Genomic DNA, 21,960 nt, shown 5'->3' on the forward strand with positions numbered 1-21,960 from the left:
ACTAAGAGGACTCTTTTTATTTTGATGCTTTCCAATCAACAGGCAACAGCTCTTCTAGCGTCATGATTTTTCCTGCTGCGATCATGACCTGCGTGTTATGGTTGGCAGGATCCAGCTGGCTGATGAATTCACGGCAACGACCACAAGGTGGGATCGGCTCACCTGCCGAATTGATTGCAACCATCAGTAACACCCGCTACTGACCATCGGTGATCATTTGCGCAGCCGCAGCCTGTTCGGCGCAAAAACCCATAGAACAGCTGGTATCGATACAGATCCCTGTATAAATCTGTCCATCTGCAGTAGCCAGAGCTGCCGCGACACTCCCTGCTTCTGCAAATTGAGAGAGCTGTCTGAATCCCAGTTTTTGTTTCGCGGCATCGATCAGCAACTGAAACTCCATTTTTCTTCCTCCAATAATAAGCTGGTTCATGGTTAAATGAACCGTTTAAGCACCCGCCATGATTTTCGTCAATAGCTCAGGATCAAAGGTCTTTTCCCGCAGCATCGCGATTTCATAGCCATAAGGGGCTTTTTTATTCTTTTTGTCTTCGCCGACATAGGGTGTTTCCAAAATTTTCGGTAACGCTGATAATTGCTCATGATGAACGATCTTATTCAAGGCTTCGAAGCCGATTGTGCCAAAACCAATATTCGCATGTCGGTCTTTGTGGCTGCCCTGTGGATTTTTTGAATCATTGACATGGATGACCTTCAAGCGATCCAACCCGATGATTTTGTCAAACTCGTTTAACACGCCGTCAAAGTCTTCTTTGACATTGTAGCCAGCATCGTTCGTGTGACAAGTATCTAGTGTAACGGATAATTTTTCATTTAAGGTGACACCATCGATAATTGCTGCCAATTCTTCAAAGCTGCGACCAATCTCGGTGCCTTTACCTGCCATTGTTTCTAATGCGATCTGGGCAGTTTGATTTTTTTCAAGGACCTCGTTCAAGCCTTTAATGATCTGCTTGATCCCAGCTTCTGGTCCTGCACCGACATGGGCACCGGGGTGCAATGTGATTTGAGTTGCACCTAAAGCTTGGGCTCGTTGGATTTCTTCTTGTAAGAACGAAACAGCAAAGCCAAAGTTTTCTGGTTTGATGGTATTGCCTAAATTAATGATGTAAGGGGCATGGACGACGATATTCGAAATTCCTTTTTCCGTCATAAAATCTTGTCCATCTGCGATCTGCATCTCTTCGATCGGTTTGCGCCGCGTGTTTTGCGGAGCTCCGGTATAGATCATAAACGTAGTAGCTTGATAGCTAGCTGCCTCTTCTGCTGCTCCTAAAAGCATTTTTTTGCCGCTCATTGAAACGTGTGAACCAATCAACATTTTTGTTTTCCTCCTAAATCTAGTCTTCTCTATTATCGATAAAAGCGCCTTGTAAAGCGATTATTTTGCTCATTGCCGTATTTTTTTATCAAGCGAGTCCAAATAACATCAGGACACCCGTCATTAGCGGCATACTTATCAAAAAGCTAATGGAAGAAACGAACCCCACTGCTTCTTCCTCCATTCCAGCAATCACGGAATTAATGACACCGAATAAAGGAATTGGAGCAAACACTAACAAACAAAGAACTGGCTTTAATAAAACTGGGATTGGTAAAACATAGAAAGCTGCGAACAGCACGAATGCCAGTCCGTACCGCAAGCTTAAAATTTTGATCACTGTTTGGGTGGTGTGCTTCGGTAAGCGGAAATCCAAAAATAAGCCAATCATAAACATGGACAAAAACGTATTTGCGATCCCGATTGGTTGGACAAGCGCCAATGCCGCTTCGGGAATCCTCCAATCCGCACTGCGGATAATCAGCATCACTAGATAAATAGTAAACGTTGGCGAACGCAGGAGATTCAAAAAGATTTTCCCTGGTTCAAACGTCGTCCGCTTTCCAATCAAGAATTCGATGAAAATCGTCGTTCCCCCTGCCAACATGATACTGTTCCCCATATCAAACAGCGAAATCAGCGGAATCCCTAAAGGATAAAAGCTTTGGGCAAAAGGAATCGCAAAATTGCCGATATTAAAGCCTGAACCGCAGTACATCGCAAACTGCTGCAGCGTGTTCGATTCTTTTTTGGTCAAGAAAAATGCGAAGAGGATCTGGACGATCGTAATGATCAACGCAATCACAATCAAACTAAGCGCACTGACTTGTACTTGCATTGAAGCTAAATTCAAAATGATTGCTGCCGGTAACGTCACATTCAAAATAATTTTGGATAAGATCGAGCCATCCGCTTTTGAAAGGACATTTAGCCGCTTAAGAAAATACCCTAAGAAGATCATGGCAAATAAACCGGCGGCATTCAACACTATATTTCCCATTCCAACAAAAACCCTTCCTCTACAAAAATTTGAAAAAAGCGAACCAACAAGGCGGTTCGCTTTTTGCGATTAAAATGTTAATAAGAAATATTTTTTCTTGCCACGACGAATCACGACGTATTTTCCACCGATCCGATCACTTGCTTGGAGCTCGTACGTTAGGTCTTGGACGCGTTCCCCATTGATGTAGATGGCACCATTTTGAACGTCTTCTCTTGCTTGACGTTTTGATGGTTCGATTTTAGCAGTCGTCAACACTTCAACGATGTTCAAAGAATCATCTGCTGTTACCTGATGGCTTGGCACCCCTTTGAAGCCTTGTTCGATCTCTTCAGCGTTCAATTCTTTGATATTGCCACTGAATAAACTTGCTGAGATGCGTAAGGCTTGTTCATAAGCCTCTGCCCCATGAACCAAAGTAGTGACTTCTTTTGCCAAAGCTTTTTGTGCTGCTCGAGATTCTGGTGCAGCGTTAAACTCTGCTTCGATCGCAGCGATTTCTTCTAATGATAAGAAGGTGAAATATTTCAAGAATTTGACTGCATCACGATCATCCGTATTGATCCAGAATTGGTAGAACTCGTAAGGCGTCGTTTTCTTGGCATCTAGCCAAACCGCATTGCCTTCTGTTTTCCCAAATTTCGTTCCATCTGCTTTTGTGATCAATGGCATAGTCAAACCGAACCCTTGGACTTCACGCTCACGACGTAACAATTCGATCCCAGAGGTGATATTCCCCCATTGATCGCTACCGCCTAATTGCAACAAGCAACCGTGGTTGTCGTAAAGATTCAAAAAGTCATAGGCTTGTAATAGCTGGTATGCAAATTCCGTGTAGGAGATCCCAGTTTCGATCCGACGTTTGACACTTTCTTTGCTCATCATGTAATTGATCGTAAAGTTTTTCCCAGTGTCACGCAAGAAATCAATCAGTTTCAATTCCCCTAGCCACTCATAGTTATTGGCAATGATGGCAGGATTTTCTTGGTCATCAAAATCAATGAAGCGAGATAATTGGCTCTTGATACTTTGTGACCATTCTAGAACGGTATCTAGTGTGTTTAATTGACGTTCTTGATCTTTAAAGGATGGGTCACCGATCATTCCTGTACCGCCACCTACTAATGCGATCGGCACATGTCCGTTTTGTTGGAAACGGCGCAACATCAAAATAGGCAATAAATGACCAATATGCAGGCTATCTGCGGTAGGATCAAAGCCGATATATAGTTTCACAGACTCTTCATTTAATTGTTTGGTCAAGGCTGCTTCGTCTGTGGTCTGATGAACTAATCCGCGTTGCTTTAGCTCTTCAAAAAAGTCTGTACTCATTCTTTCTCCTCCTAATAATTGCTTCATTGTTCATCTTAACTGAAAAAGAGGTCAATGAAAAGTCTTTCTCTCAAAGTCCTTTACCAAAAAAGAAACTTTTAGGCAAATCCGTTCATTTTCCTTTATTATCGCTGGTTCAATACAAACACCAACTGACATTTTCTCCCACACTTCTTTCGATAACAGATAGGGTGCTACCCAAGCGCCTTGTTTTTTGCTATAATTACACGGAATCTATTCTAATTTATTGAGGTGACTCTTTTTGTCCCAGAAAACGAAAAATCAAAAGAATACAGAAAACAAAAATAGAGGCTGGTTCTATTTCAACATCAGTCTTAGGGTTTTACATGCCTTGTTCTTAGTTGCTATTTCTTTGCTGGTGCTAGGCGGTTCTTTAGCCTTAGGGATCGGTGCCGGCTACTTTGCTTTTCTTGTGGAAGATACCGCAGCTCCTTCTAAAGATGAGTTACAAAAAGAATTGACCGACATCACAGAGACTTCTCAACTCGCATACGCTGATGGCAGCAAAATCGCAACGATTCGCTCGGATCTAATGCGAACATCGGTTAATTCCGATCAAATTTCAGATTATTTGAAAAAAGCGATCATCGCAACAGAGGACGAATATTTTAATATTCATAATGGGGTCGTACCAAAAGCAGTCGTGCGGGCATTATTATCAGAAGCGACAGGCATTGGCGGCAGCGGGGGTTCCACTTTGACCCAGCAGCTGGTAAAACAACAAATCCTTTCCAGTGAAACGACCTTCAAACGCAAAGCCAATGAGATTTTATTAGCCATGGAAGTGGAGAAATTTTTCGATAAAGATGAGATCGTCACCATGTATCTAAACATCTCCCCTTTCGGTCGGAACAATAAAGGGCAAAATATCGCAGGTGTGCAAGAAGCGGCGCAAGGAATTTTTGGCGTCAACGCAGCTGACCTATCTTTACCACAAGCAGCCTTTATTGCGGGTCTGCCACAAAGCCCGATCGTCTACAGCCCTTATACAAATACGGGTGAGATCAAGGAAAACTTGACCGCTGGCTTAGAACGGAAAGACTTCGTGCTCTTCAGTATGTATCGTAACCACGATATTACGAAAGAGGAATACGAAGAGGCGCTTAATTATGACTTGAAGCAAGACTTCAAAAAACAAGAAGCCATTGAACAAACGGATCAAAGCTTCCTTTATTACACTGTGTTAAATGAAGCAAAAGACATTATTGCCAAACAGCTGGCAGATGAAGATGATGTCAGTGACGAAGAATACGCCAAAGAGGAAACCTATCAAAAATACTTCGAATTGGCGCAGCAAAAACTTGTTAATGGTGGCTATACCGTCACATCAACGATCGATAAAGATATTTATAATGCGATGCAAGATGCCGTCGACAAATACGGCTATATGCTAGACAACTGGGGTGACTCCACCATCGAAGTCGGCAATGTCATGATGGACAACGCCACTGGGAAAGTACTAGGCTTTATTGGCGGTCGTAACTATGCTGACAATCAATTCAACCATGCCTTTGATGCCAAACGCCAAGCTGGTTCAAGTATCAAACCCATGCTGGTTTACGGACCGGCAATCGAAAGTGGCTTGATGGGCTCTGAATCAATGGTTTCTGATTATGCTGCAAAATGGCGAACAGGAGAAAACGCCGGTGAGCCGATCGTCAATGCCACAAACCGTGGAACCAATACTTTTATGTCGATTCGTGAATCATTGGAGGTTTCCAGTAATATCGCAGCGACAAATATTTTCCAAGATCTTTGGGAAAAAGAAGGCGATCATTTTTATGCCTACACAAATTATTTAAGCAAAATGGGCTATCCCGAAGACAATAGCTGGGCGTATGAATCAGCGCCATTAGGGGTTACAGATGTCACAGTCTTGAATCAAACGAATGGCTTCCAAACATTTGCCAATAATGGTGTTTATCAGCAAGGCTATATCATCGAATCAATCAAAGACAATGAAGGCGAAGTGCTTTACCAGCATGAAGCCAAACCTGTCCAAGTCTTTTCAGAAGCGACGGCTTCCATCATGACCGACATGATGCGTAGTGTCATCGATGAGCAAAAAACCAGTTCCTTTAAATCGGTTATCAGCGGATTGGATTGGAACCTCGGAAATGCCGATTGGGTCGGAAAAACTGGTTCCACCAACAACTGGTCGGACTCTTGGCTAGTCGTCTCCACCCCATCGATCACCATCAGCAGCTGGTCAGGTCGAGATGACAATAAAGGGACCGATAGCGCTGCAGGAACTCGGACAGCTAACTATATGGCTTACTTGATCAATCGTATTTATCAAACAAACCAAGAAGTCTTTGGTGTGAATCAGAAGTTTGAACTTTCTAGTGATGTCAAAAAAGCTCAAGTTTCCAAGTTTACTGGTACCCAACCAGGAGGAACCGTGCGAGTCGATAATCGAACCTATACGAATCCAAGCAGTACCGTTACTTCGTATTGGGCCACTGGCGGACCAGATACGGTCGATTTCAAATTTGGACTCGGTGGTTCAGATACAAACTATGCTGACTATTGGAAAAAAGCATCTTCTAGCCGTTCAACCAATCGTTCGTCGAATACATCATCGAATAACGGATCCAACAATGTTACACCTACGGCAAATGATGAAGATGACGATGAGGAACAGCAAGACAATAATCAACAAAATACCAACAATAATGATGACTGATCAGCCTTGTGCTGATCAGTTTTTTTATGCAAAAAAAAAGTGTGAGGAGAAAATCCATAGATTTTCTCCTCACACGAACGATCGTTGAAGCAAAAAGTGGAACAACAAGGCGTTGTTCCACTGATCGTTTGATCAAATCGCTGCTTATTTCGTAGAACTTTTTTCTGAAATACCGTAAGGCAAGACGATCGTTTTTTGTTCTACATCTTCTTTGTTCATCATTTTTGTCAATAGACGCATCGCAACGGCACCCATATCATACAATGGTTGCGTCACACTTGATAAGCGTGGACGAGCGGCTTCAGCCAATAATGAATTGTTGCTGGTGATGATCTCGAAATCTTCAGGAACTTTAACACCTTTGTCTAACAAACCATCTAAGACGCCGATGGCTAACTCATCGTCTGTGACATAAGCTGCTGTCGCACCACTGTTGATGATGCGATCAACTAAGGCTAAGCCTTCTTTAAAGCTGTATGGTGATTCAAAGATCAACCCTTCAGAATATTCAAGGTTGTTTTCTTTCAAGGCTTCTTTATAGCCTTTCAAGCGGTTTTGGCCATTGATTGGATCGATCAAAGCACCGCTGACAAAAGCGATTTTTTGATTGTTTTTCGCCAATAATGAAACAGCATCTTTGGCAGCTGCTGTGTAATCGATATTGACACTTCCTACTTGTTCATCAGGATCGATCGAACCAGCTAAAACGACTGGTGTTTTTGAGCGAGAGAATTCCCCGCGAATTTCATCCGTGATGCGATGACCCATGAAGATAACGCCGTCCACTTGTTTTGCTAACAAGTTGTTCAAAACGTTGACTTCTTTCATAGTATCGCCATCAGAGTTGGCTAAGATGATATTGTATTTATACATGGTCGCTACATCATCGATCCCACGAGCAAGTGATGAGAAGAACATATTGCTGACATCAGGAATGATGACACCAACAGTCGTGGTCTTTTTACTTGCTAACCCTCGAGCAACTGCGTTTGGACGATAATCCAAGCGGTCGATCACTTCCAGCACTTTCTTACGAGTTGCTGGTTTTACATTTGGATTTCCGTTGACTACCCGTGAAACAGTTGCCATCGATACATTCGCTTCCCGTGCAACATCATAAATCGTAATTGTTTGTTTTTCCATGATATATCTCCCTTATTCTATTTTCAGAAAATCTTATTTACATTTCTTTGTTAGGATAGCAAATTTTTTCCGTATTTGCAACCGTTTTAATTTTGTTTTCATGAAAACTTAGCAATTTCCTACTTTCCCCGCCCCTATTCTCTTCGAAAGCATGATAAAATAGAAAAAGAATACTTGAAAGAAGGTTTTTTCAAATGAATGATAAAAAAATCAATGAGTTAAATGGCTGGTTGAAAACCAATGGCGCAGATGTTGCCTATATTTCTAATCCAGCAACGATCGCTTATTTTTCAGGTTTTAAAAGTGAACCTCATGAACGGGTCCTTGCTTTGGTTGTCGCACCTGGAAAAGATCCCTTTCTTTTCACACCAGCTCTGGAAGTAGAAGAAGCAAAAAATAGCGGCTGGCCTTTTGACATTATCGGTTATCTCGATAGCGAAGACCCTTGGGCGAAAATCTGTCAGGAATTGACCTCTCGTTACCAAGTTTCTTCCTTGGCACTAGAAAAAAATGACCTTTCCGTCGAGCGCTATGAAGCATTGAAACGGTTTTTGCCACAGACCGATTTTTCTTTAGATGTGACTCCGGTCATTCAAAAAATGCAGTTAACTAAAACGGCTGCTGAGATCGACACCTTGCTAGAAGCTGGCAACTGGGCAGATGTTGCTTTTGAGATTGGGTTTGCTGCCATCAAAGAAGGCGTCAGCGAAATGGCAATCGTGGCAGAAATTGAGTACGAGTTGAAAAAACGTGGGGTTTCCCATATGTCCTTCGATACGACCGTATTAGCTGGTGCCAATGCAGCAAGTCCTCATGGCGTACCTGGTGACCGCAAAGTGACTGCCAATGAACTCGTCTTGTTTGACCTAGGGGTCGTTTGGAAAGAATACTGCAGTGATGCAACCAGAACGGTTGCCTATAAAGAACCGACTGCCTTACAAAGAAAAATTTATGACATCGTTCTTGAAGCTGAACTAGCAGCGCAAGCAGCGGTCAAACCTGGGATTACCGCTGGAGAATTAGACAAGATTGCTCGTGATGTGATTACTGGCTACGGCTACGGCGACTACTTTAACCATCGTCTAGGTCACGGCATCGGGACCACGGTTCATGAGTTCCCCTCTTTGATCACTGGCAATGATTTAGTGATTGAAGAAGGCATGTGCTTCTCTATCGAACCGGGCATTTATTTACCAGATCAGGTCGGTGTCCGCATTGAAGACTGTGTGTATGTCACAGCAGATGGCTGTGTACCTTTTACCAAAACAGCAAAAGAATTGTTGGTTTTATCTTGATTTTCTAATAAAACGGCACAACATGTTGGAATTACATGAAAAGGAGTGTTCTTATGAGTAAAAAAGTGTTGGTTTTAGGCGGCACGCGTTTTTTCGGTAAATATTTGGTCCAATCACTAATTGATCAAGGATTGGACGTGACGATCGCTACTCGAGGGAACACGAAAGATTCCTTTGGCGATCAAGTCAACAGAATCATCTTCGATCGTATGGAGGAAGAAAGTATCAAAACGGCATTAACAAAAGAAACCTATGATGTCATTTACGACAATATTGCTTATACTTCCAACGACATTGAGATTCTACTGCGTCATGTCACACCGAAGCGCTACATCGTTACTAGCTCAATGTCTGCGTATCATGAATTACACTTCGATTTGAGTGAAGCGGATTTTGACCCTGCTAAAGAACCCTTCAGACTGGTCAGCTCTGAGGAGGTCGATTATGCACAAGGCAAGCGAACCGTGGAAGAGATCCTGACCCAAAAATACAGTCAGATCCCATCCGTTTTTGTCCGCTTTCCTTATGTGATCGGTGCAGATGATTACACAAAACGTTTTACCTTTTACATTGACCATCTGATAAAGCAAAAGCCAATGGCTGTCGATAATCTAACGCATCAAATGGGCTTTGTGGATGCCCAAGAGGCTGGTGAATTTTTAGCGTTTCTAGGTACTAGCTCATTCACAGGACCCATCAATGGTGCGTCAAAAGGTACGATTTCTTTAGAAGAAGTGCTGCAATACGTATCGAAAAAAACCGGTCTTTCCCCGCTCTTTTCAGAAACAGGCGATCAAGGCTCTTACAATGGTACACCTGCTTATTCGATCAATGTGGAGCTCGCTGAGGAAATTGGTTTTTCATTCAGTCACCTGCAGGATTGGATCTACCAACTTTGCGATTGGGAAATCGCCCAAGCATCAAACGAATAACTACTGAAATCACAAAAAAACGTTCGCCGATTTAATTGGCGAACGTTTTTATCTTTTAAAGCAATCAAGTTTTATCCTTACTTATGCTTCTGGGTTGTTTTTTTCTAATGTGTCTTTTAATTCTTCTTTGGCATCTTCCAAGTCAGCTTTAGCTTCTTTTGTTTCTGCTTTCGCTGTTTTTTTGGCATCATCCGCTGCTTTTCCAGCTTCTTTTTTCAAATCAGCTGCGGCTGCTTGACCGTCTTTTTTGGCTTCTTCAACTACAGGTTTTGCTTCTTGTGCCCCTTCTTTGACGGTTTGTTTCATATCCGCTGCAGAAGATTTTGCATCAATAATGATATCTTGGACTGTATCATCTGCATCTTCTTTGGCATCTTTCGCTGTTTCTTTCACATCGCTCGCTGATTTTTTGAAGCGTTCTGATAGATCACCTGCTTGTTTCTTTAACTCTTCAACGGTTTCTTCGGATGAACCAGCTGCTGTTTCTTTTAAGTCATCGACTTTCGCTGTTAAAGAACCGGTAAAGTCAGATGCTTGCTCGCTTAGTTTTGCCGCTTTATCTTTAGCAATATCGACAAGATCCGTACTTCTTTCTTTGGCTAAATCACCATAATCAGATGCTTTATCTAATAAATCGTCTGCTTGTTTTGCTAATTTATTTCTTAATGTTTTACCAGATTCTGGCGCCAACAAAAGTGCTGCTGCTGCTGCCGCTGTTCCTCCGATGATTGCTCCTAATAAAAATCCGCCTTTTTTACTCATTGAAAGTCCTCCTTTTATTTTTGGTTATTTTTGTCTTTGAAAAATTTCATGGCTGTTTGACCGACTTTTCCAGCTACCGTTGCTTTGGCAGTGGTCCGGCCAAGACTACCCACGCGCGTAATTAAATTTTTTCCAGAAACATTTAGTTCTGAAACACTGGTACTTAGATCTGCAACTGCTGTGAACAAAGGATCGATGGTTGCGACTTTTCCGTTCACATCTTGTAAAAGCTCATTCGTTTTTACCAATAGACCTTCAACCTCTTTTGAGAGAATATCAACGTCTTTGGTAATGACACGGATGGTTGTGTTTGCTTCTTCGACCGTTTTGTCTACTTTGGTCATTGTCTTGCTGACTTGCATCAACAAACGAACGACGAAAATGACCAATACGACAAATGCAATCGCAGCAATCAATGCAGCTAGTTCTCCTCCTGACATAGAATGGCTCCTTTCCCCATTTACTTATATTAAGAATAGCATTTCACTGCACTTTCTACAAATAAAAGACTGCATTTTTAAGAAAATTATCCGCTTTCAACGAGAAATAATAAAAAAACAAAGCAATTTCATCAGAAATCGCCTTGTTTAGGAGTTTTTGTTATTTTTTTGACGCTTTCGGTGCTTCTTTGACTTCTTTTTGAGCCGGAGCTAGTTCTTTTCCTAACTCGATCAAATACTCTTTCAAGCTGTCTTTGACTTCAGGGTGCACTAGACCATACTCGATACTTGTTTTTAAGAAACCGAATTTGTCTCCAACATCGTAACGCTTGCCGGTAAATTGATGAGCAAAGACGCGTTGAGTTTTGTTTAATGTGTCGATGGCATCCGTCAATTGGATCTCACCACCAGCACCTGGTTCTTGATTGGCTAAAATATCAAAAATTTCAGGGGTCAGCAAGTAGCGGCCAATAATTGCTAAATCACTTGGCGCATTTTCTGGCGCTGGTTTTTCAACAAAGTTTTTGACATTGAACAAGCCTTTTTCAACTTCCATACCAGGATCAATGATCCCGTATTTTGATGTATCTTCATGAGGAACATCCATGACAGCGATCGTTGATGCATGCGTTTTTTCATAATTATCGATCAACTGTTTCGTCAACGGTACTTGATCTTCCATCAAGTCATCACCTAGCATAACTACAAACGGTTCATTTCCGACAAATGCCCGAGCCTGTAATACGGCATGACCTAATCCTTTTGGATGAGATTGGCGAATGAAGTGAAGATTTACGTCAGTTGTTTCTTCCACTAATTTCAAAAGCTCCGTCTTGCCTTTTTCTTTTAGATTCATCTCTAATTCTAAATTGGCATCGAAATGGTCTTCGATTGGACGCTTTGCTTTCCCTGTGACGATCAAAATATCTTCGATCCCTGATTGTAAAGCTTCTTCCACGATAAACTGGATCGTTGGTTTGTCAACGATCGGCAACATTTCTTTTGCCATTGCCTTTGTAGCTGGTAAAAATCGGGTACCTAGACCAGCTGCTGGGATAACTGCTTTTTTAACATTCATGTGACTCGCTCCTTTAATCATAATGATTGATCTACCGAAAATTCGTTTTCTTCTTTGCCGTCTCGCAGCATAATATCTTTAGCTGCTTGCTTGATGTCTTTGCCTTCATACAAGACCGAATAAATCGTTTCTGTGATTGGCATTTCCACCGACAAAGCTTCTGCTAATTCGCGGGCAGCTTTTGTGGTTGAAACTCCTTCAACGATCATCCCCATATTGTCTAATACTTCATCTAAGCTATGGCCTTTTCCTAATAGGTTTCCTGCACGCCAATTCCGCGAATGGACACTGGTACAAGTGACGATCAAATCGCCAACCCCACTCAATCCGATAAAGGTTAAAGGATTGGCACCCATTGCCACACCAAGACGACTGATTTCCGCTAACCCACGGGTCATGATCGCAGCCTTCGCATCATCCCCAAAGCCCAGTCCTGCGATAGCACCGGCACCAATGGCGATGATGTTCTTCAAAGCGGCGCCAGTTTCGACACCGATCACATCGTTATTCGTGTAGATTCTAAAGTAATCATTCATAAATAGCTCTTGTACATACTTAGCAGCCGCTTCATTTTCTGAAGCTGCCGTGATCGTCGTGATATCATGGACAGCGACTTCTTCAGCATGAGATGGTCCTGACAAAACAACGATTTCTTGCCGTTTATCAGCTGGGATCTCTTCGGCAAGTACTTCTGAGATTCGTTTATGACTGCCTTGTTCTAACCCTTTTGAGGCATGGATAATGACTGGCTTGCAAGTTGTTTTCTTAGTGAATTCTTGTGCCACGGCACGAATCGCTTTGGTTGGTACGACAAACAAGACGGCATCTGCCCCTTGGATCGCCTCTTCTAAATCTTTACAACCTAGAATATTTTCAGGAAGCTTCAGATCTGGCAAATAATGCCGATTCGTATGATACGTATTGATTTCATCGATTTGGGCGGGATTGTTCCCCCAAATAGTCACTTCATGTCCATTTTCAGACAAGACTTGTGCCAAAGCAGTCCCCCATGATCCGGGACCTAAGACGGCGATTTTCTGTTTCACTATGGAAACCTCCTCTATCCTTTTCGCAAATTCATGCACTTCATCATTTTACCATAATTTCGATAAAATAACTGTTTAGATAATCGCTTGGTTCTTACCAAAGCTGCGGTTGTAATCCTTTAACGCTTGTTTTTTCCTGCGCCAGATCATTAAAGCGATCGCTCCGAAGAACAATAAAGCGGAAAGTGCCTGTGACACACGGATTCCACCAAATAAGTATAAACTATCGGTACGCATTCCTTCAATAAAGAAGCGCCCGAATCCATACCAAATCAAGTAGCTCAAGAAGACTTCGCCTTCTTTTAATAACCCAGTTTTCTTACGCAAGAAGATCAAAACGATAAATCCAATCACGTTCCAAACCGATTCATAAAGAAAAGTCGGCTGCCGATACGCTTCATCAATATACATATTATCGATAATAAATTTCGGTATATACAAACTTTCTAAGAAGGAGCGGCTGACTTCAGCGCCAAATGCTTCATGGTTCATAAAGTTGCCCCAACGCCCGATGCCTTGTGCCAATAAGACACTTGGTGCGGCGATGTCTAAGAAGGTCCAGGGAGAAATAAAATTTCGTTGGCAGAAAAAGTATAGCCAGATCCCCCCGGCGATCAGTGCGCCGTAGATCGCGATCCCACCAGAGCGAATATTGAAAATTTGACTTGGGTCATCAATGTAGTATTGCAAGTCAAACAGAATATAATAAAGCCGCGCACCAATGATCGCTACTGGCAATCCAATTAACATAAAATCAGTCACATCATCTGGCTTGAGCCCGACACGAACCGCCTCTCTCGTGCTTAACCACATAGCAATGATCACGCCTGATACGATAATGATCGCATACCAATAAATCGGCAAACCAAATAGTTCAAATGCGACTCGATTTACTAAACCTAACATCTATCTTATCCTCTCTAGTTTCCAGAATTTTCTTCGATCAATTGCGTCAATCGATTTTCAAAGGTCTTCGTTGCATCGTAGCCCATCGTTTTCGCTCGGAAATTCATGGCAGCGACTTCGATAATGATCGCAACATTTCGACCAGTTTTTACCGGGATCTTGATTTGTGGTACATCGACGCCACCAATTTCAACCGTCGTATCATCGGTTCCTAGTCGATCATACTTTTTGTCTTTCGCCCAAGCTTCTAAATACACCGCTACTTGAACCTGCATATACCCTCGTACGGCACTGGCACCAAAAAGATTCATGACATCGATGATCCCGATCCCGCGGATCTCGATCAAGTGCTGCAAGATTTTCGGCGGTTCCCCTACCAAAGTCAATTCATCTTGCTTATACACATCCACCCGATCGTCAGCGATCAACCGATGCCCACGTTTGATTAACTCTAAGGCTGTTTCGCTTTTCCCAATTCCGCTATCGCCTTGAATCAAAACACCTAGCCCATAGACATCCACTAATACCCCATGGACACTGGTTCTTGTGGCTAAGCGCCCATCGAGGAAACTAGAAAGCTCTCCTTGCAGACGTGACGTTGAGATGGGCGAACGTAGAATCGTAATCTCATGTTCTTTGCAGGCTTGAATCATTTCTGCTGGTACTTCCAAGCCGCGAGAAACGATAAACCCTGGGGTATCCTCGGCACACATTTTGCGCATCACCATCAAGCGTTCTTCTGGCATCATTCGTTCCGCAAAGGTGATCTCTTTGCTGCCGAATAATTGCAGACGATCATGGGAATAGTAATTAAAATAACCCGTCAATTCCAAACCAGGTCGGGAAATATCGCCGGTAATGATTTCTCTTTCTAAACTGTTTTCAGTTCCTTCAACTATCTCTAAATTTAAAGCCTCCGCCAGCTCGCTGACTTTGACGGTTTCTGCCATAGGTTTTCCCTCTTTTCTCAATGATTCTTGCCGCTGTTTCTTGTAAACGACACTCTGGTTCTATTTTATCATTCTATCAGTAAAGTTACTACCTTCGCCAATAGAAGTCCTCATTCTTTTTCGTTTGTGTTATTATTTTACTAAGGAGGGATTTTTAATGAAATTTTCAGCATACAAGTATCAACGCCCTGATTTTCCAGTTTATCAAGAAACATTCAAAAAAGCATTAGCAAACCTTCAGTCAGCCGATACCTTCTCGGAGGCGAAGCAAGCCCTTGATGCTTTGAACGAACTAAGAGGAACGATCGATACCGCAATGAACTTGGCTTCGATCCGCTATTCGATCGATACTAACGATGCCTTTTATGAAGCAGAAGACACCTTTTGGAATGAATACCAACCTCATTTTGAAGCTCTGGATTTTCAATTCTATCAAGCACTCCTGGCTTCACCTGTCTTAGATGAATTAAAAGCCGAATATCCAGAAACACTTTTTTTATTTGCCGAAAGCCGTGTGAAGCTTTTTGATGAGGCCTTGATCGAATTATTTCAAAAAGAAAACCAATTGGCTTCTGATTACAGCAAATTGGTCGCTTCTGCCCAAATCGACTTCCAAGGAGAAACCTATACCCTCGCACAACTGCGACCATTTACCGAAAACAAAGATCGCGGTGTTCGAAAAGAAGCGTTTGAAAAACAAACGGCTTTCTTCACGGAAAATGAAGACCGTTTTGATCAAATTTATGACGAGATGGTCAAGGTTCGTACCGAGATCGCCCACAAGCTCGGCTTTGAAAATTATGTTGCCTTTGCGGATACCCAAATGAATCGTTGGGACTATAATCGTTCAATGATCGAGACCTATCGTCGGGAAATTTTAGAAAAAGTCGTCCCAATTACCCAAAAACTTTACCAAAGACAGGCGCAGCGTAATCAATTGACTCAGGCAACCTTTACCGACCTGCCGCTTGTTTATCCTAGTGGTAACGCAGAGCCTAAAGGAACTCCTGAAGAACTAGTGGAAAAAGCCCGTGTGATGTATCAGGAACTATCCCCTGAAACTGGCGAATTTTTTGATTTTATGGTCGAGCATGACCTACTTGATCTACTAAGCAAAAAAGGCAAACAATCTGGCGGCTATTGTACGTTTATCCAAGACTATCAATCGCCATTTATCTTTGCCAACTTTAACGGCACTTCTGGCGATGTCGATGTTTTGACCCACGAAGCTGGCCACGCGTTTCAAGCTTTTCGCTCTCGTTGGATCAAAGAACCGGAAATTCTCTTTCCCAATTATGAGTCTTGCGAGATCCATTCAATGTCGATGGAGTTTATCGCCTGGCCATGGATGGATGCTTTTTTTGAAGAAGAAACAGAAAAATACAAATTTGCGCATCTTGCTAGCAGCCTGCAATTTTTGCCTTATGGCGTTTTAGTGGATCACTTCCAACAAGACGTTTATGAGCATCCTGAGTGGTCACCAGCACAGCGCAAAGCCCGTTGGCGGGAATTAGAGCGCCAATATTGCCCAGAACGGGATTATTCAGAATATCCTGACCTTGATCGTGGCTTGTATTGGTTTAGACAAGGGCATATTTTTGAATCACCTTTCTATTATATCGATTATACATTGGCGCAAGTGTGTGCATTCCAATTCTGGTATCGATTCATCGTGGCAAAAGACGAAACCGCTTGGCAAGATTATTTGGCCATCTGCGAAGTCGGCGGCACGAAAACATTCCTTGAGATCCTGTCTCTTGCTCATTTGCGTTCACCTTTTGAAAAAGGGGCGCTTGATGAGACGTTACAGGCAGTAGATACGTACCTTGCTACTATCAAAGAAGAACAGTTAAACTAAAAAAAGACGTTTCCGTTTCTCCACTAGCTTCATAGCTAGTGGGAGAAAACGTGAAACGTCTTTTTAACGAGAATATTTTTCGATATGGTGTTCGGTCACGATCATATTGATCACTGACATGATCAGTGCCACTAATAGCGCTGCCCCAAACGAGGAGAAGCCGAAGTTGGCTGACCCAACAAAATATGAAGTCAAATTCAGCATGAGCGCATTGATCACAAAAGTGAAGAAACCAAGCGTCAGTAAAGTCAATGGAAATGAAATGACGATCAGAATTGGTTTAATCAAAGCATTCAGGATCGACAGTACGAAACTGGCGATCACTGCAGTCATAATGCTTTGAACATGGATCATATTTGGTAATAGAACCGCCAATGTGACAAACGTCAATGTATTCATGATAAGCCGTTGAAAATAAGACACTAGAAGTCACTCCAGTCCTCATCCTCCACCTTTTCCGCTTCTTTACGGGGACGATTTGCTTCATTGTATTTGTTTTGCTTGTAGTAGTGATTGTCGTGGCCATATCCTGAGGTACTCTTGCGACCAGAAGGAATCAAGACCGCCATGATGATATATAAAGTGATTCCAGGAAACGCAGCAGTCACTAAAGATAGAAAGACATAGATCACGCGAACGATGGTTGGATCAATTCGCAAGTATTCTGCCAGCCCCCCTAGAGTACCTGTAATGACAACGTTATTGGCTGATTTTGTTAATTTTTTGTTCATTTATCTACACCTTCCTTCTTTTCTTTAATGAGTGTAAACCCAGCGATTCTTATTTGTCTGTATCTTTGATAAAGACATTTCCTGTTGTTGTGGATAGATCGATTTGAGCGACTTTATCGGCAACCCGACGGAATTGCAATAGTTGGTTTAGGCGTTCTTTTTTCTCACGCACAACTTCCATCTCGCTTAAACGATTGTTGATGCTACCTAAACTTGTTTTTGCGATCCCTTCAAAACCGATTCCTGTCGGTAATGCTACTTTGACATTCCCATTTACAGAGCTGGCGTTTAATTTTTGGACCGTTTCTTCTTTGTAGGTCACACGGATATTGCCGTTAACTAAAGAAATGCCGGTGTTTTGTGGCGTTGCTGTCAACGTAACGTCGCCGTTCACCGTTTCGATAATGGCATCTAAAATCTCACCCTCTTGAACAGTGATCGTTCCATTCACGCCTTCAATCTCTAACATCGATGCGTTTACTTTGCGGAAATCGATATTGCCATTTGTTGATTTTGTATAGACATCTTTCGCATCCAATTCATTGAATGTGACATTGCCGTTCAGCAATTTCACTGCCACATGATCATAGGTACGTTTTGGCAAGTAGAAAACGAGATCGGCACGAATGCGTTTGTTGGGAATTTGGAAAGAGATGCGTTCATCATCGACATTGATTTGGCTTCTTGCTTCAAAAGCATCGAAAGGCTCCGCCGCATCCATTTTACCATATAGTTTGATTTTGGCATCTACTTTGACACCTGGTTCATCCCATAATTGGAAGGAAACATTGCCGTTGGCTAATTTCACATCGATCAATGTCGCTGCCGTTTCGTCATAGCTGAATGTGTGCTCAAATTTTGTCGCTGCAACACCAGGAACTTTCAAGTTGATGTCTTTCCATTCCATGTTGTCATTGACTGACTCTGTCACTGCCCGAACTGTTTTCTTCAAGAAGTGTCCGAAGTGTGTGCTGGCATCGACCATTTTTTCACTTACTTGATTGATAGTATCGGTCGCTTGCTCTTTCCAATCTTCTGGAATATCTAATTTTTGAGAAATTTTTTCTTTTGTTTGAGACCATTGGTCTTTGCGAATATTTTTTAGTTTAGCTTCCAATTCTGCTTTTTCTTCAGATAAACCATCTAAGGTTTCTTCTAAGCCAGTGATGGTCGCTTCTGTTTCGTGACGTGTTGCCAATTCCTCTTCTGACAATTGATCCAACTCTTCTTTGGTGTTCAGTTGCATCAGAGCTTCTTGTGCTTCTTTTAATTCTTCTTTGACGCCAAGAATTTCAGCATTGATTTCGTCCAACTCAGCAGATGCTTGGTTGGCTTCCGTTGCTAAGCCATCAAGAATCTTTTCAAGATTTTCTTTGTCTTGCGCTTCGTTTTGACGAAGTTTTTCTTCGCCATCAAACGTGAACATCTCATCGTCGTTTTCAGTATCATCAAATGGGCTTGTCGCATTCTTATCCGCGGTTACCTCAGCAGCAGCTTTGTTAATTTGTTTTTCGTCTTTGGCTTTTGCCATACCTTCTAGTAAATCTAAGGCTTCTTCTGTAGAAAGCACACCTTTTTTTACTAGATCCAATATACGTTCTCTTTCGTTCATGGAAATTGCCTCCTTCAGCAAATGTGTGATTGCAAGTTTAGCTTACGAACCTATTATGCCCTGTTTTTGCAAAAGTGTCATAGGTCTTAAGTACCAAGTTTTTCTCAATCTGCAGATTGGCAAGCAAAACCGACACTTTTTCTTCATTCCTCTAGGCTCAAAACGATCTTCCTATTATTAACAGTACCACGAATAACCAATAGAAACAAAAGTTTCAGCTAGTAGAACTCTTAAGGAATAGGCCGCTAGAGTAAATGAGTGATTGCTCCTTTCACTGCAGGTCGGCGACGAAAAGAATAGACGGCTCAACTAGTAAATTTCAGGGACGATAGAATCGATTTCCATTGGCCATCTTTATGGAGGAGCCATTTTCTATTCTGCCTATCCTATTCACGTCATCGATTGAAGCGATTCTTTCAAATCAAAAAGACCGCCGAAAGAAGTTACTCCTTAAAGGACAACTGCTTTCGACGGTCCATCCCATCTCTTTTAAAAGAGATATGTGATCAAGAACCCAAGCTGGTTTCTTAAATCATTTCCGTACGGTTTGTATTCAATTCACTGATTTTCCCAGTAGCAAGATACACGATCCATTCACAAATATTCGTTACGTAGTCACCGATTCGTTCCAAGTATTGAGCAACGGATAAATAATCGGTCCCGCTGACAACTGTTTCTGGATTTTCTTTCATACTCTCGATCGTTTTGTAATAAATGTCTTTGTAATATTCATTGACCCGATCGTCCATTTGAGCGATCATGCGAGCATCATCTTGATCGGTTTTTACATACGCCACTAAGACATTATCAACCATTTTTTTGACGTAATCCGACATATCTGAGATTTCTTTTTCGATTTCGGCAATCCGCGTTTCGCCTTTGACCCGAATCGTTGACTTCGCGATGGATACCGCATGGTCCCCCATCCGCTCCAAGTCAGAGCTGGCTTTCATCACGGTAATGATCATTCGTAGATCGGTCGTTACTGGTTGTTGCAAAGCAATCATCTCAAAGCTCTTTTTTTCTAAACGAACTTCCATATTGTTGATCGCCAAATCATTTTCAATTACTTCCTGCGCAATTTCTTTGTCATGTCTGACATATGCTCGCACAGATTTATGAATGGCACTGCTGACTAGCATCCCCATTTCATAAAATTGATTGTGTAAATTTAATAATTCTTCTTCAAATTGTGTACGCAACATCCCTTTTCCTCCTAACCAAATCTTCCTGAGATATAATCTTCTGTTTCTTTTTTGCTTGGGCTTAGGAACACTTTTTTCGTGTCATTGAACTCGATCAAGTTGCCGTCCAAAAAGAACGCGGTTTTATCTGAGATTCTTGAAGCTTGTGACATGTTGTGAGTCACGATGATCATGGTGTAGCGTTCTTTCAGTGCTAGAAGGGTATTCTCGATTTTCCCTGATGAAATGGGGTCTAACGCACTGGTTGGTTCATCCAGCAAAATGATTTCTGGATCGACAGCCAATACCCGAGCGATACAAACCCGCTGCTGTTGTCCACCTGATAAAGAAAGCGCACTTTGGTGAAGTTTGTCTTTGACATCTTCCCAGACAGAAGCTGCTTTCAGGCTTTCTTCTACCGTCTTATCAAGAATCTCCTTGTCCGTGACTCCTTTTAATTTTAACCCATAAATCACATTTTCGTAAATTGAAAAGGGAAAAGGATTCGGTTGTTGAAAAACCATCCCGATTTCTTTGCGCAAATCAACGATGTCTTGCTTTGGACTATAAATGTCTTTCCCTTTATAGACAACACTTCCTGTAATTGTCACACCAGGGATCAAATCATTCATTCGATTAAGAGAACGCAAGTAGGTCGATTTCCCACAACCTGAAGGTCCGATCATTGCAGTGATCTCGCCTTTTTTGATGGAAAGGTCGATTCCTTTTAATGCTTCTTTTTTTCCGTAGTATAAATGCAGATCTTTCGATGTAATAATTTCTTCTGCCATTGTTTTGCCTCCGTTTACTGATCGAATCGGCTCAGCCAAAATGACCGGATACGTAATCTTCTGTTGCTTTAATTTTTGGACGAGTAAATATCTTACGGGTCTCATCGTACTCGATCGCATTTCCTAAGTAGAAAAAGGCAGTATAATCGCTGATCCGAGCAGCTTGCTGCATATTATGGGTCACGATGATGATTGAATAGTCGTTTTTCAAGTTGATAAGAGTTTCTTCCACTGTCCCTGTTGAGATTGGATCAAGGGCACTAGCTGGTTCATCTAGAAGCAAAATATCTGGTTTCATCGCAATTGCTCGAGCGATACACAGACGTTGCTGCTGTCCACCGGACAATGCTAAAGCACTTTTGTCTAAGCTGTCCTTTACTTGATCCCAAAGTGCGGCTTGTTTCAAGCTGGTTTCGACTGCTTCATCCAATTTCTTTTTGTTTCTTTCTCCATGACGTCGCAAAGCAAAGGCGATGTTGTCATAGATCGATTTACTGAAAGGGTTTGGTCGTTGGAAAACCATGCCGATACGCTTGCGCATTTCGAAGACATCGACTTCTTTTGTATTGACGTCGACTCCTTTATACATGATGTTTCCTGTGACTCTCGTGTTTGCGATCCCATCATTCATTCGATTCAAAGAACGCAGATACGTTGATTTACCGCAACCGGAAGGTCCGATCAATGCGGTGATTTTATTTTTTTCAAATTGTAGATCAATGCCTTTGATGGCTTCATTTGATCCATACCATACATGCAAGTCAGTGGTATAAAGCGCCACATCTTCTGGTTTATCGAAGGTAATGATATTTCGATCGTCCCAATTGTAATCGTTCATACTGTCATTCTCC

The 21,960-nt window shown here is 42.1% G+C and carries 22 protein-coding genes; 4 read left to right on the top strand and 18 right to left on the bottom strand.

What is annotated here, in order from left to right; translation table 11 throughout:
• Nucleotides 1-16 precede the first annotated feature (16 nt).
• The 5 genes from ECA1_RS17835 to tyrS form a co-directional block, all read right to left on the bottom strand.
• Entirely contained in the window at nt 17-184 is a 168-nt protein-coding gene (locus ECA1_RS17835) for a hypothetical protein (RefSeq protein WP_236596056.1), read from the bottom strand.
• Nucleotides 185-196: 12 nt separating this feature from the next.
• On the bottom strand, nt 197-403 hold the full coding sequence (locus tag ECA1_RS17840) for a cytidine/deoxycytidylate deaminase family protein (RefSeq protein WP_236596057.1): 207 nt from the start codon (nt 401-403) through the stop codon (nt 197-199).
• 45 nt (nt 404-448) lie between these two features.
• On the bottom strand, nt 449-1,342 hold the full coding sequence (locus ECA1_RS10380; protein ID WP_060792424.1) for a deoxyribonuclease IV: 894 nt from the start codon (nt 1,340-1,342) through the stop codon (nt 449-451).
• Nucleotides 1,343-1,430: 88 nt separating this feature from the next.
• On the bottom strand, nt 1,431-2,342 hold the full coding sequence (locus ECA1_RS10385) for an AEC family transporter (protein ID WP_005225801.1): 912 nt from the start codon (nt 2,340-2,342) through the stop codon (nt 1,431-1,433).
• 69 nt (nt 2,343-2,411) lie between these two features.
• Nucleotides 2,412-3,674 carry a tyrosine--tRNA ligase gene (tyrS, locus tag ECA1_RS10390; protein WP_005225800.1) on the bottom strand — a complete coding sequence of 421 codons (1,263 nt, stop codon included), beginning with the start codon at nt 3,672-3,674 and terminating at the stop codon, nt 2,412-2,414.
• A gap of 262 nt (nt 3,675-3,936) precedes the next feature.
• Here tyrS and ECA1_RS10395 point away from each other — a divergent pair, with 262 nt between their 5' ends.
• Nucleotides 3,937-6,381: a transglycosylase domain-containing protein gene (locus tag ECA1_RS10395; protein WP_060792425.1), complete on the top strand. Its 2,445-nt coding sequence runs from the start codon at nt 3,937-3,939 to the stop codon at nt 6,379-6,381.
• A gap of 144 nt (nt 6,382-6,525) precedes the next feature.
• Here ECA1_RS10395 and ccpA read toward each other — a convergent pair whose 3' ends face one another.
• Nucleotides 6,526-7,524: a catabolite control protein A gene (ccpA, locus tag ECA1_RS10400; protein ID WP_005225798.1), complete on the bottom strand. Its 999-nt coding sequence runs from the start codon at nt 7,522-7,524 to the stop codon at nt 6,526-6,528.
• Nucleotides 7,525-7,718: 194 nt separating this feature from the next.
• Here ccpA and ECA1_RS10405 point away from each other — a divergent pair, with 194 nt between their 5' ends.
• Both ECA1_RS10405 and ECA1_RS10410 read left to right on the top strand, forming a co-directional pair.
• Nucleotides 7,719-8,819 carry a M24 family metallopeptidase gene (locus ECA1_RS10405; RefSeq protein ID WP_060792426.1) on the top strand — a complete coding sequence of 367 codons (1,101 nt, stop codon included), beginning with the start codon at nt 7,719-7,721 and terminating at the stop codon, nt 8,817-8,819.
• 53 nt (nt 8,820-8,872) lie between these two features.
• The gene (locus ECA1_RS10410; protein WP_010748009.1) at nt 8,873-9,751 is read left to right on the top strand and encodes an NAD-dependent epimerase/dehydratase family protein; all 879 of its coding nucleotides are present in this window, start codon (nt 8,873-8,875) and stop codon (nt 9,749-9,751) included.
• 81 nt (nt 9,752-9,832) lie between these two features.
• Here ECA1_RS10410 and ECA1_RS10415 read toward each other — a convergent pair whose 3' ends face one another.
• The 6 genes from ECA1_RS10415 to hprK all read right to left on the bottom strand — a co-directional run bounded on the left by ECA1_RS10415 (nt 9,833) and on the right by hprK (nt 14,933).
• Nucleotides 9,833-10,513: a YtxH domain-containing protein gene (locus ECA1_RS10415; RefSeq protein ID WP_005235400.1), complete on the bottom strand. Its 681-nt coding sequence runs from the start codon at nt 10,511-10,513 to the stop codon at nt 9,833-9,835.
• 14 nt (nt 10,514-10,527) lie between these two features.
• On the bottom strand, nt 10,528-10,953 hold the full coding sequence (locus ECA1_RS10420) for a DUF948 domain-containing protein (protein WP_005235398.1): 426 nt from the start codon (nt 10,951-10,953) through the stop codon (nt 10,528-10,530).
• 160 nt (nt 10,954-11,113) lie between these two features.
• Complete coding sequence (gene galU / locus ECA1_RS10425) at nt 11,114-12,031, bottom strand: UTP--glucose-1-phosphate uridylyltransferase GalU (RefSeq protein WP_005225793.1); 918 nt, start codon at nt 12,029-12,031, stop codon at nt 11,114-11,116.
• 17 nt (nt 12,032-12,048) lie between these two features.
• Nucleotides 12,049-13,077 carry an NAD(P)H-dependent glycerol-3-phosphate dehydrogenase gene (locus ECA1_RS10430; protein WP_060792427.1) on the bottom strand — a complete coding sequence of 343 codons (1,029 nt, stop codon included), beginning with the start codon at nt 13,075-13,077 and terminating at the stop codon, nt 12,049-12,051.
• A 75-nt stretch (nt 13,078-13,152) separates the two neighbouring features.
• Nucleotides 13,153-13,983 (bottom strand): prolipoprotein diacylglyceryl transferase, encoded by an 831-nt coding sequence (gene lgt, locus ECA1_RS10435; protein WP_010748008.1) that lies wholly within the window; start codon nt 13,981-13,983, stop codon nt 13,153-13,155.
• Between the two features lie 14 nt (nt 13,984-13,997).
• A complete protein-coding gene (gene hprK / locus ECA1_RS10440; protein WP_005225790.1) occupies nt 13,998-14,933 on the bottom strand; it encodes an HPr(Ser) kinase/phosphatase in 936 nt (311 codons plus the stop codon).
• Between the two features lie 157 nt (nt 14,934-15,090).
• On the opposite strand from hprK, the gene ECA1_RS10445 reads away from it, so the two are divergent.
• The gene (locus ECA1_RS10445) at nt 15,091-16,791 is read left to right on the top strand and encodes a M3 family oligoendopeptidase (protein WP_060792428.1); all 1,701 of its coding nucleotides are present in this window, start codon (nt 15,091-15,093) and stop codon (nt 16,789-16,791) included.
• 63 nt (nt 16,792-16,854) lie between these two features.
• On the opposite strand, the gene ECA1_RS10450 is transcribed toward ECA1_RS10445, so the two are convergent.
• The 6 genes from ECA1_RS10450 to pstB (ECA1_RS10475) form a co-directional block, all read right to left on the bottom strand.
• Nucleotides 16,855-17,214, bottom strand: a complete 360-nt coding sequence (locus ECA1_RS10450) for a phage holin family protein (protein ID WP_005225788.1) — start codon at nt 17,212-17,214, stop codon at nt 16,855-16,857.
• A complete protein-coding gene (locus ECA1_RS10455; protein ID WP_010748006.1) occupies nt 17,214-17,522 on the bottom strand; it encodes a PspC domain-containing protein in 309 nt (102 codons plus the stop codon). Before ECA1_RS10455 ends, ECA1_RS10450 begins: the two co-directional genes overlap by 1 nt.
• Nucleotides 17,523-17,571: 49 nt before the next feature.
• Nucleotides 17,572-19,134, bottom strand: a complete 1,563-nt coding sequence (liaX, locus tag ECA1_RS10460) for a daptomycin-sensing surface protein LiaX (RefSeq protein ID WP_060792429.1) — start codon at nt 19,132-19,134, stop codon at nt 17,572-17,574.
• A 527-nt stretch (nt 19,135-19,661) separates the two neighbouring features.
• Nucleotides 19,662-20,339 (bottom strand): phosphate signaling complex protein PhoU, encoded by a 678-nt coding sequence (gene phoU / locus ECA1_RS10465; RefSeq protein WP_005225785.1) that lies wholly within the window; start codon nt 20,337-20,339, stop codon nt 19,662-19,664.
• Between the two features lie 11 nt (nt 20,340-20,350).
• Complete coding sequence (gene pstB / locus ECA1_RS10470; protein ID WP_005225784.1) at nt 20,351-21,109, bottom strand: phosphate ABC transporter ATP-binding protein PstB; 759 nt, start codon at nt 21,107-21,109, stop codon at nt 20,351-20,353.
• 31 nt (nt 21,110-21,140) lie between these two features.
• The gene (gene pstB / locus ECA1_RS10475; RefSeq protein WP_005225783.1) at nt 21,141-21,947 is read right to left on the bottom strand and encodes a phosphate ABC transporter ATP-binding protein PstB; all 807 of its coding nucleotides are present in this window, start codon (nt 21,945-21,947) and stop codon (nt 21,141-21,143) included.
• Nucleotides 21,948-21,960: the final 13 nt, after the last annotated feature.

This window comes from Enterococcus casseliflavus NBRC 100478 (assembly GCF_001544095.1).
Taxonomy (GTDB): domain Bacteria; phylum Bacillota; class Bacilli; order Lactobacillales; family Enterococcaceae; genus Enterococcus_D; species Enterococcus_D casseliflavus.

What these genes read in the sequence shown, in the direction of transcription:
- ECA1_RS17835 (WP_236596056.1), bottom strand. Translation starts at nt 184, where the DNA reads ATGGTTGCAATCAATTCGGCAGGTGAGCCGATCCCACCTTGTGGTCGT.
- ECA1_RS17840 (WP_236596057.1), bottom strand. Translation starts at nt 403, where the DNA reads ATGGAGTTTCAGTTGCTGATCGATGCCGCGAAACAAAAACTGGGATTC.
- ECA1_RS10380 (WP_060792424.1), bottom strand. Translation starts at nt 1,342, where the DNA reads ATGTTGATTGGTTCACACGTTTCAATGAGCGGCAAAAAAATGCTTTTA.
- ECA1_RS10385 (WP_005225801.1), bottom strand. Translation starts at nt 2,342, where the DNA reads ATGGGAAATATAGTGTTGAATGCCGCCGGTTTATTTGCCATGATCTTC.
- tyrS (WP_005225800.1), bottom strand. Translation starts at nt 3,674, where the DNA reads ATGAGTACAGACTTTTTTGAAGAGCTAAAGCAACGCGGATTAGTTCAT.
- ccpA (WP_005225798.1), bottom strand. Translation starts at nt 7,524, where the DNA reads ATGGAAAAACAAACAATTACGATTTATGATGTTGCACGGGAAGCGAAT.
- ECA1_RS10405 (WP_060792426.1), top strand. Translation starts at nt 7,719, where the DNA reads ATGAATGATAAAAAAATCAATGAGTTAAATGGCTGGTTGAAAACCAAT.
- ECA1_RS10410 (WP_010748009.1), top strand. Translation starts at nt 8,873, where the DNA reads ATGAGTAAAAAAGTGTTGGTTTTAGGCGGCACGCGTTTTTTCGGTAAA.
- ECA1_RS10415 (WP_005235400.1), bottom strand. Translation starts at nt 10,513, where the DNA reads ATGAGTAAAAAAGGCGGATTTTTATTAGGAGCAATCATCGGAGGAACA.
- ECA1_RS10420 (WP_005235398.1), bottom strand. Translation starts at nt 10,953, where the DNA reads ATGTCAGGAGGAGAACTAGCTGCATTGATTGCTGCGATTGCATTTGTC.
- galU (WP_005225793.1), bottom strand. Translation starts at nt 12,031, where the DNA reads ATGAATGTTAAAAAAGCAGTTATCCCAGCAGCTGGTCTAGGTACCCGA.
- lgt (WP_010748008.1), bottom strand. Translation starts at nt 13,983, where the DNA reads ATGTTAGGTTTAGTAAATCGAGTCGCATTTGAACTATTTGGTTTGCCG.
- hprK (WP_005225790.1), bottom strand. Translation starts at nt 14,933, where the DNA reads ATGGCAGAAACCGTCAAAGTCAGCGAGCTGGCGGAGGCTTTAAATTTA.
- ECA1_RS10445 (WP_060792428.1), top strand. Translation starts at nt 15,091, where the DNA reads ATGAAATTTTCAGCATACAAGTATCAACGCCCTGATTTTCCAGTTTAT.
- ECA1_RS10455 (WP_010748006.1), bottom strand. Translation starts at nt 17,522, where the DNA reads ATGAACAAAAAATTAACAAAATCAGCCAATAACGTTGTCATTACAGGT.
- liaX (WP_060792429.1), bottom strand. Translation starts at nt 19,134, where the DNA reads ATGAACGAAAGAGAACGTATATTGGATCTAGTAAAAAAAGGTGTGCTT.
- phoU (WP_005225785.1), bottom strand. Translation starts at nt 20,339, where the DNA reads ATGTTGCGTACACAATTTGAAGAAGAATTATTAAATTTACACAATCAA.
- pstB (WP_005225784.1), bottom strand. Translation starts at nt 21,109, where the DNA reads ATGGCAGAAGAAATTATTACATCGAAAGATCTGCATTTATACTACGGA.
- pstB (WP_005225783.1), bottom strand. Translation starts at nt 21,947, where the DNA reads ATGAACGATTACAATTGGGACGATCGAAATATCATTACCTTCGATAAA.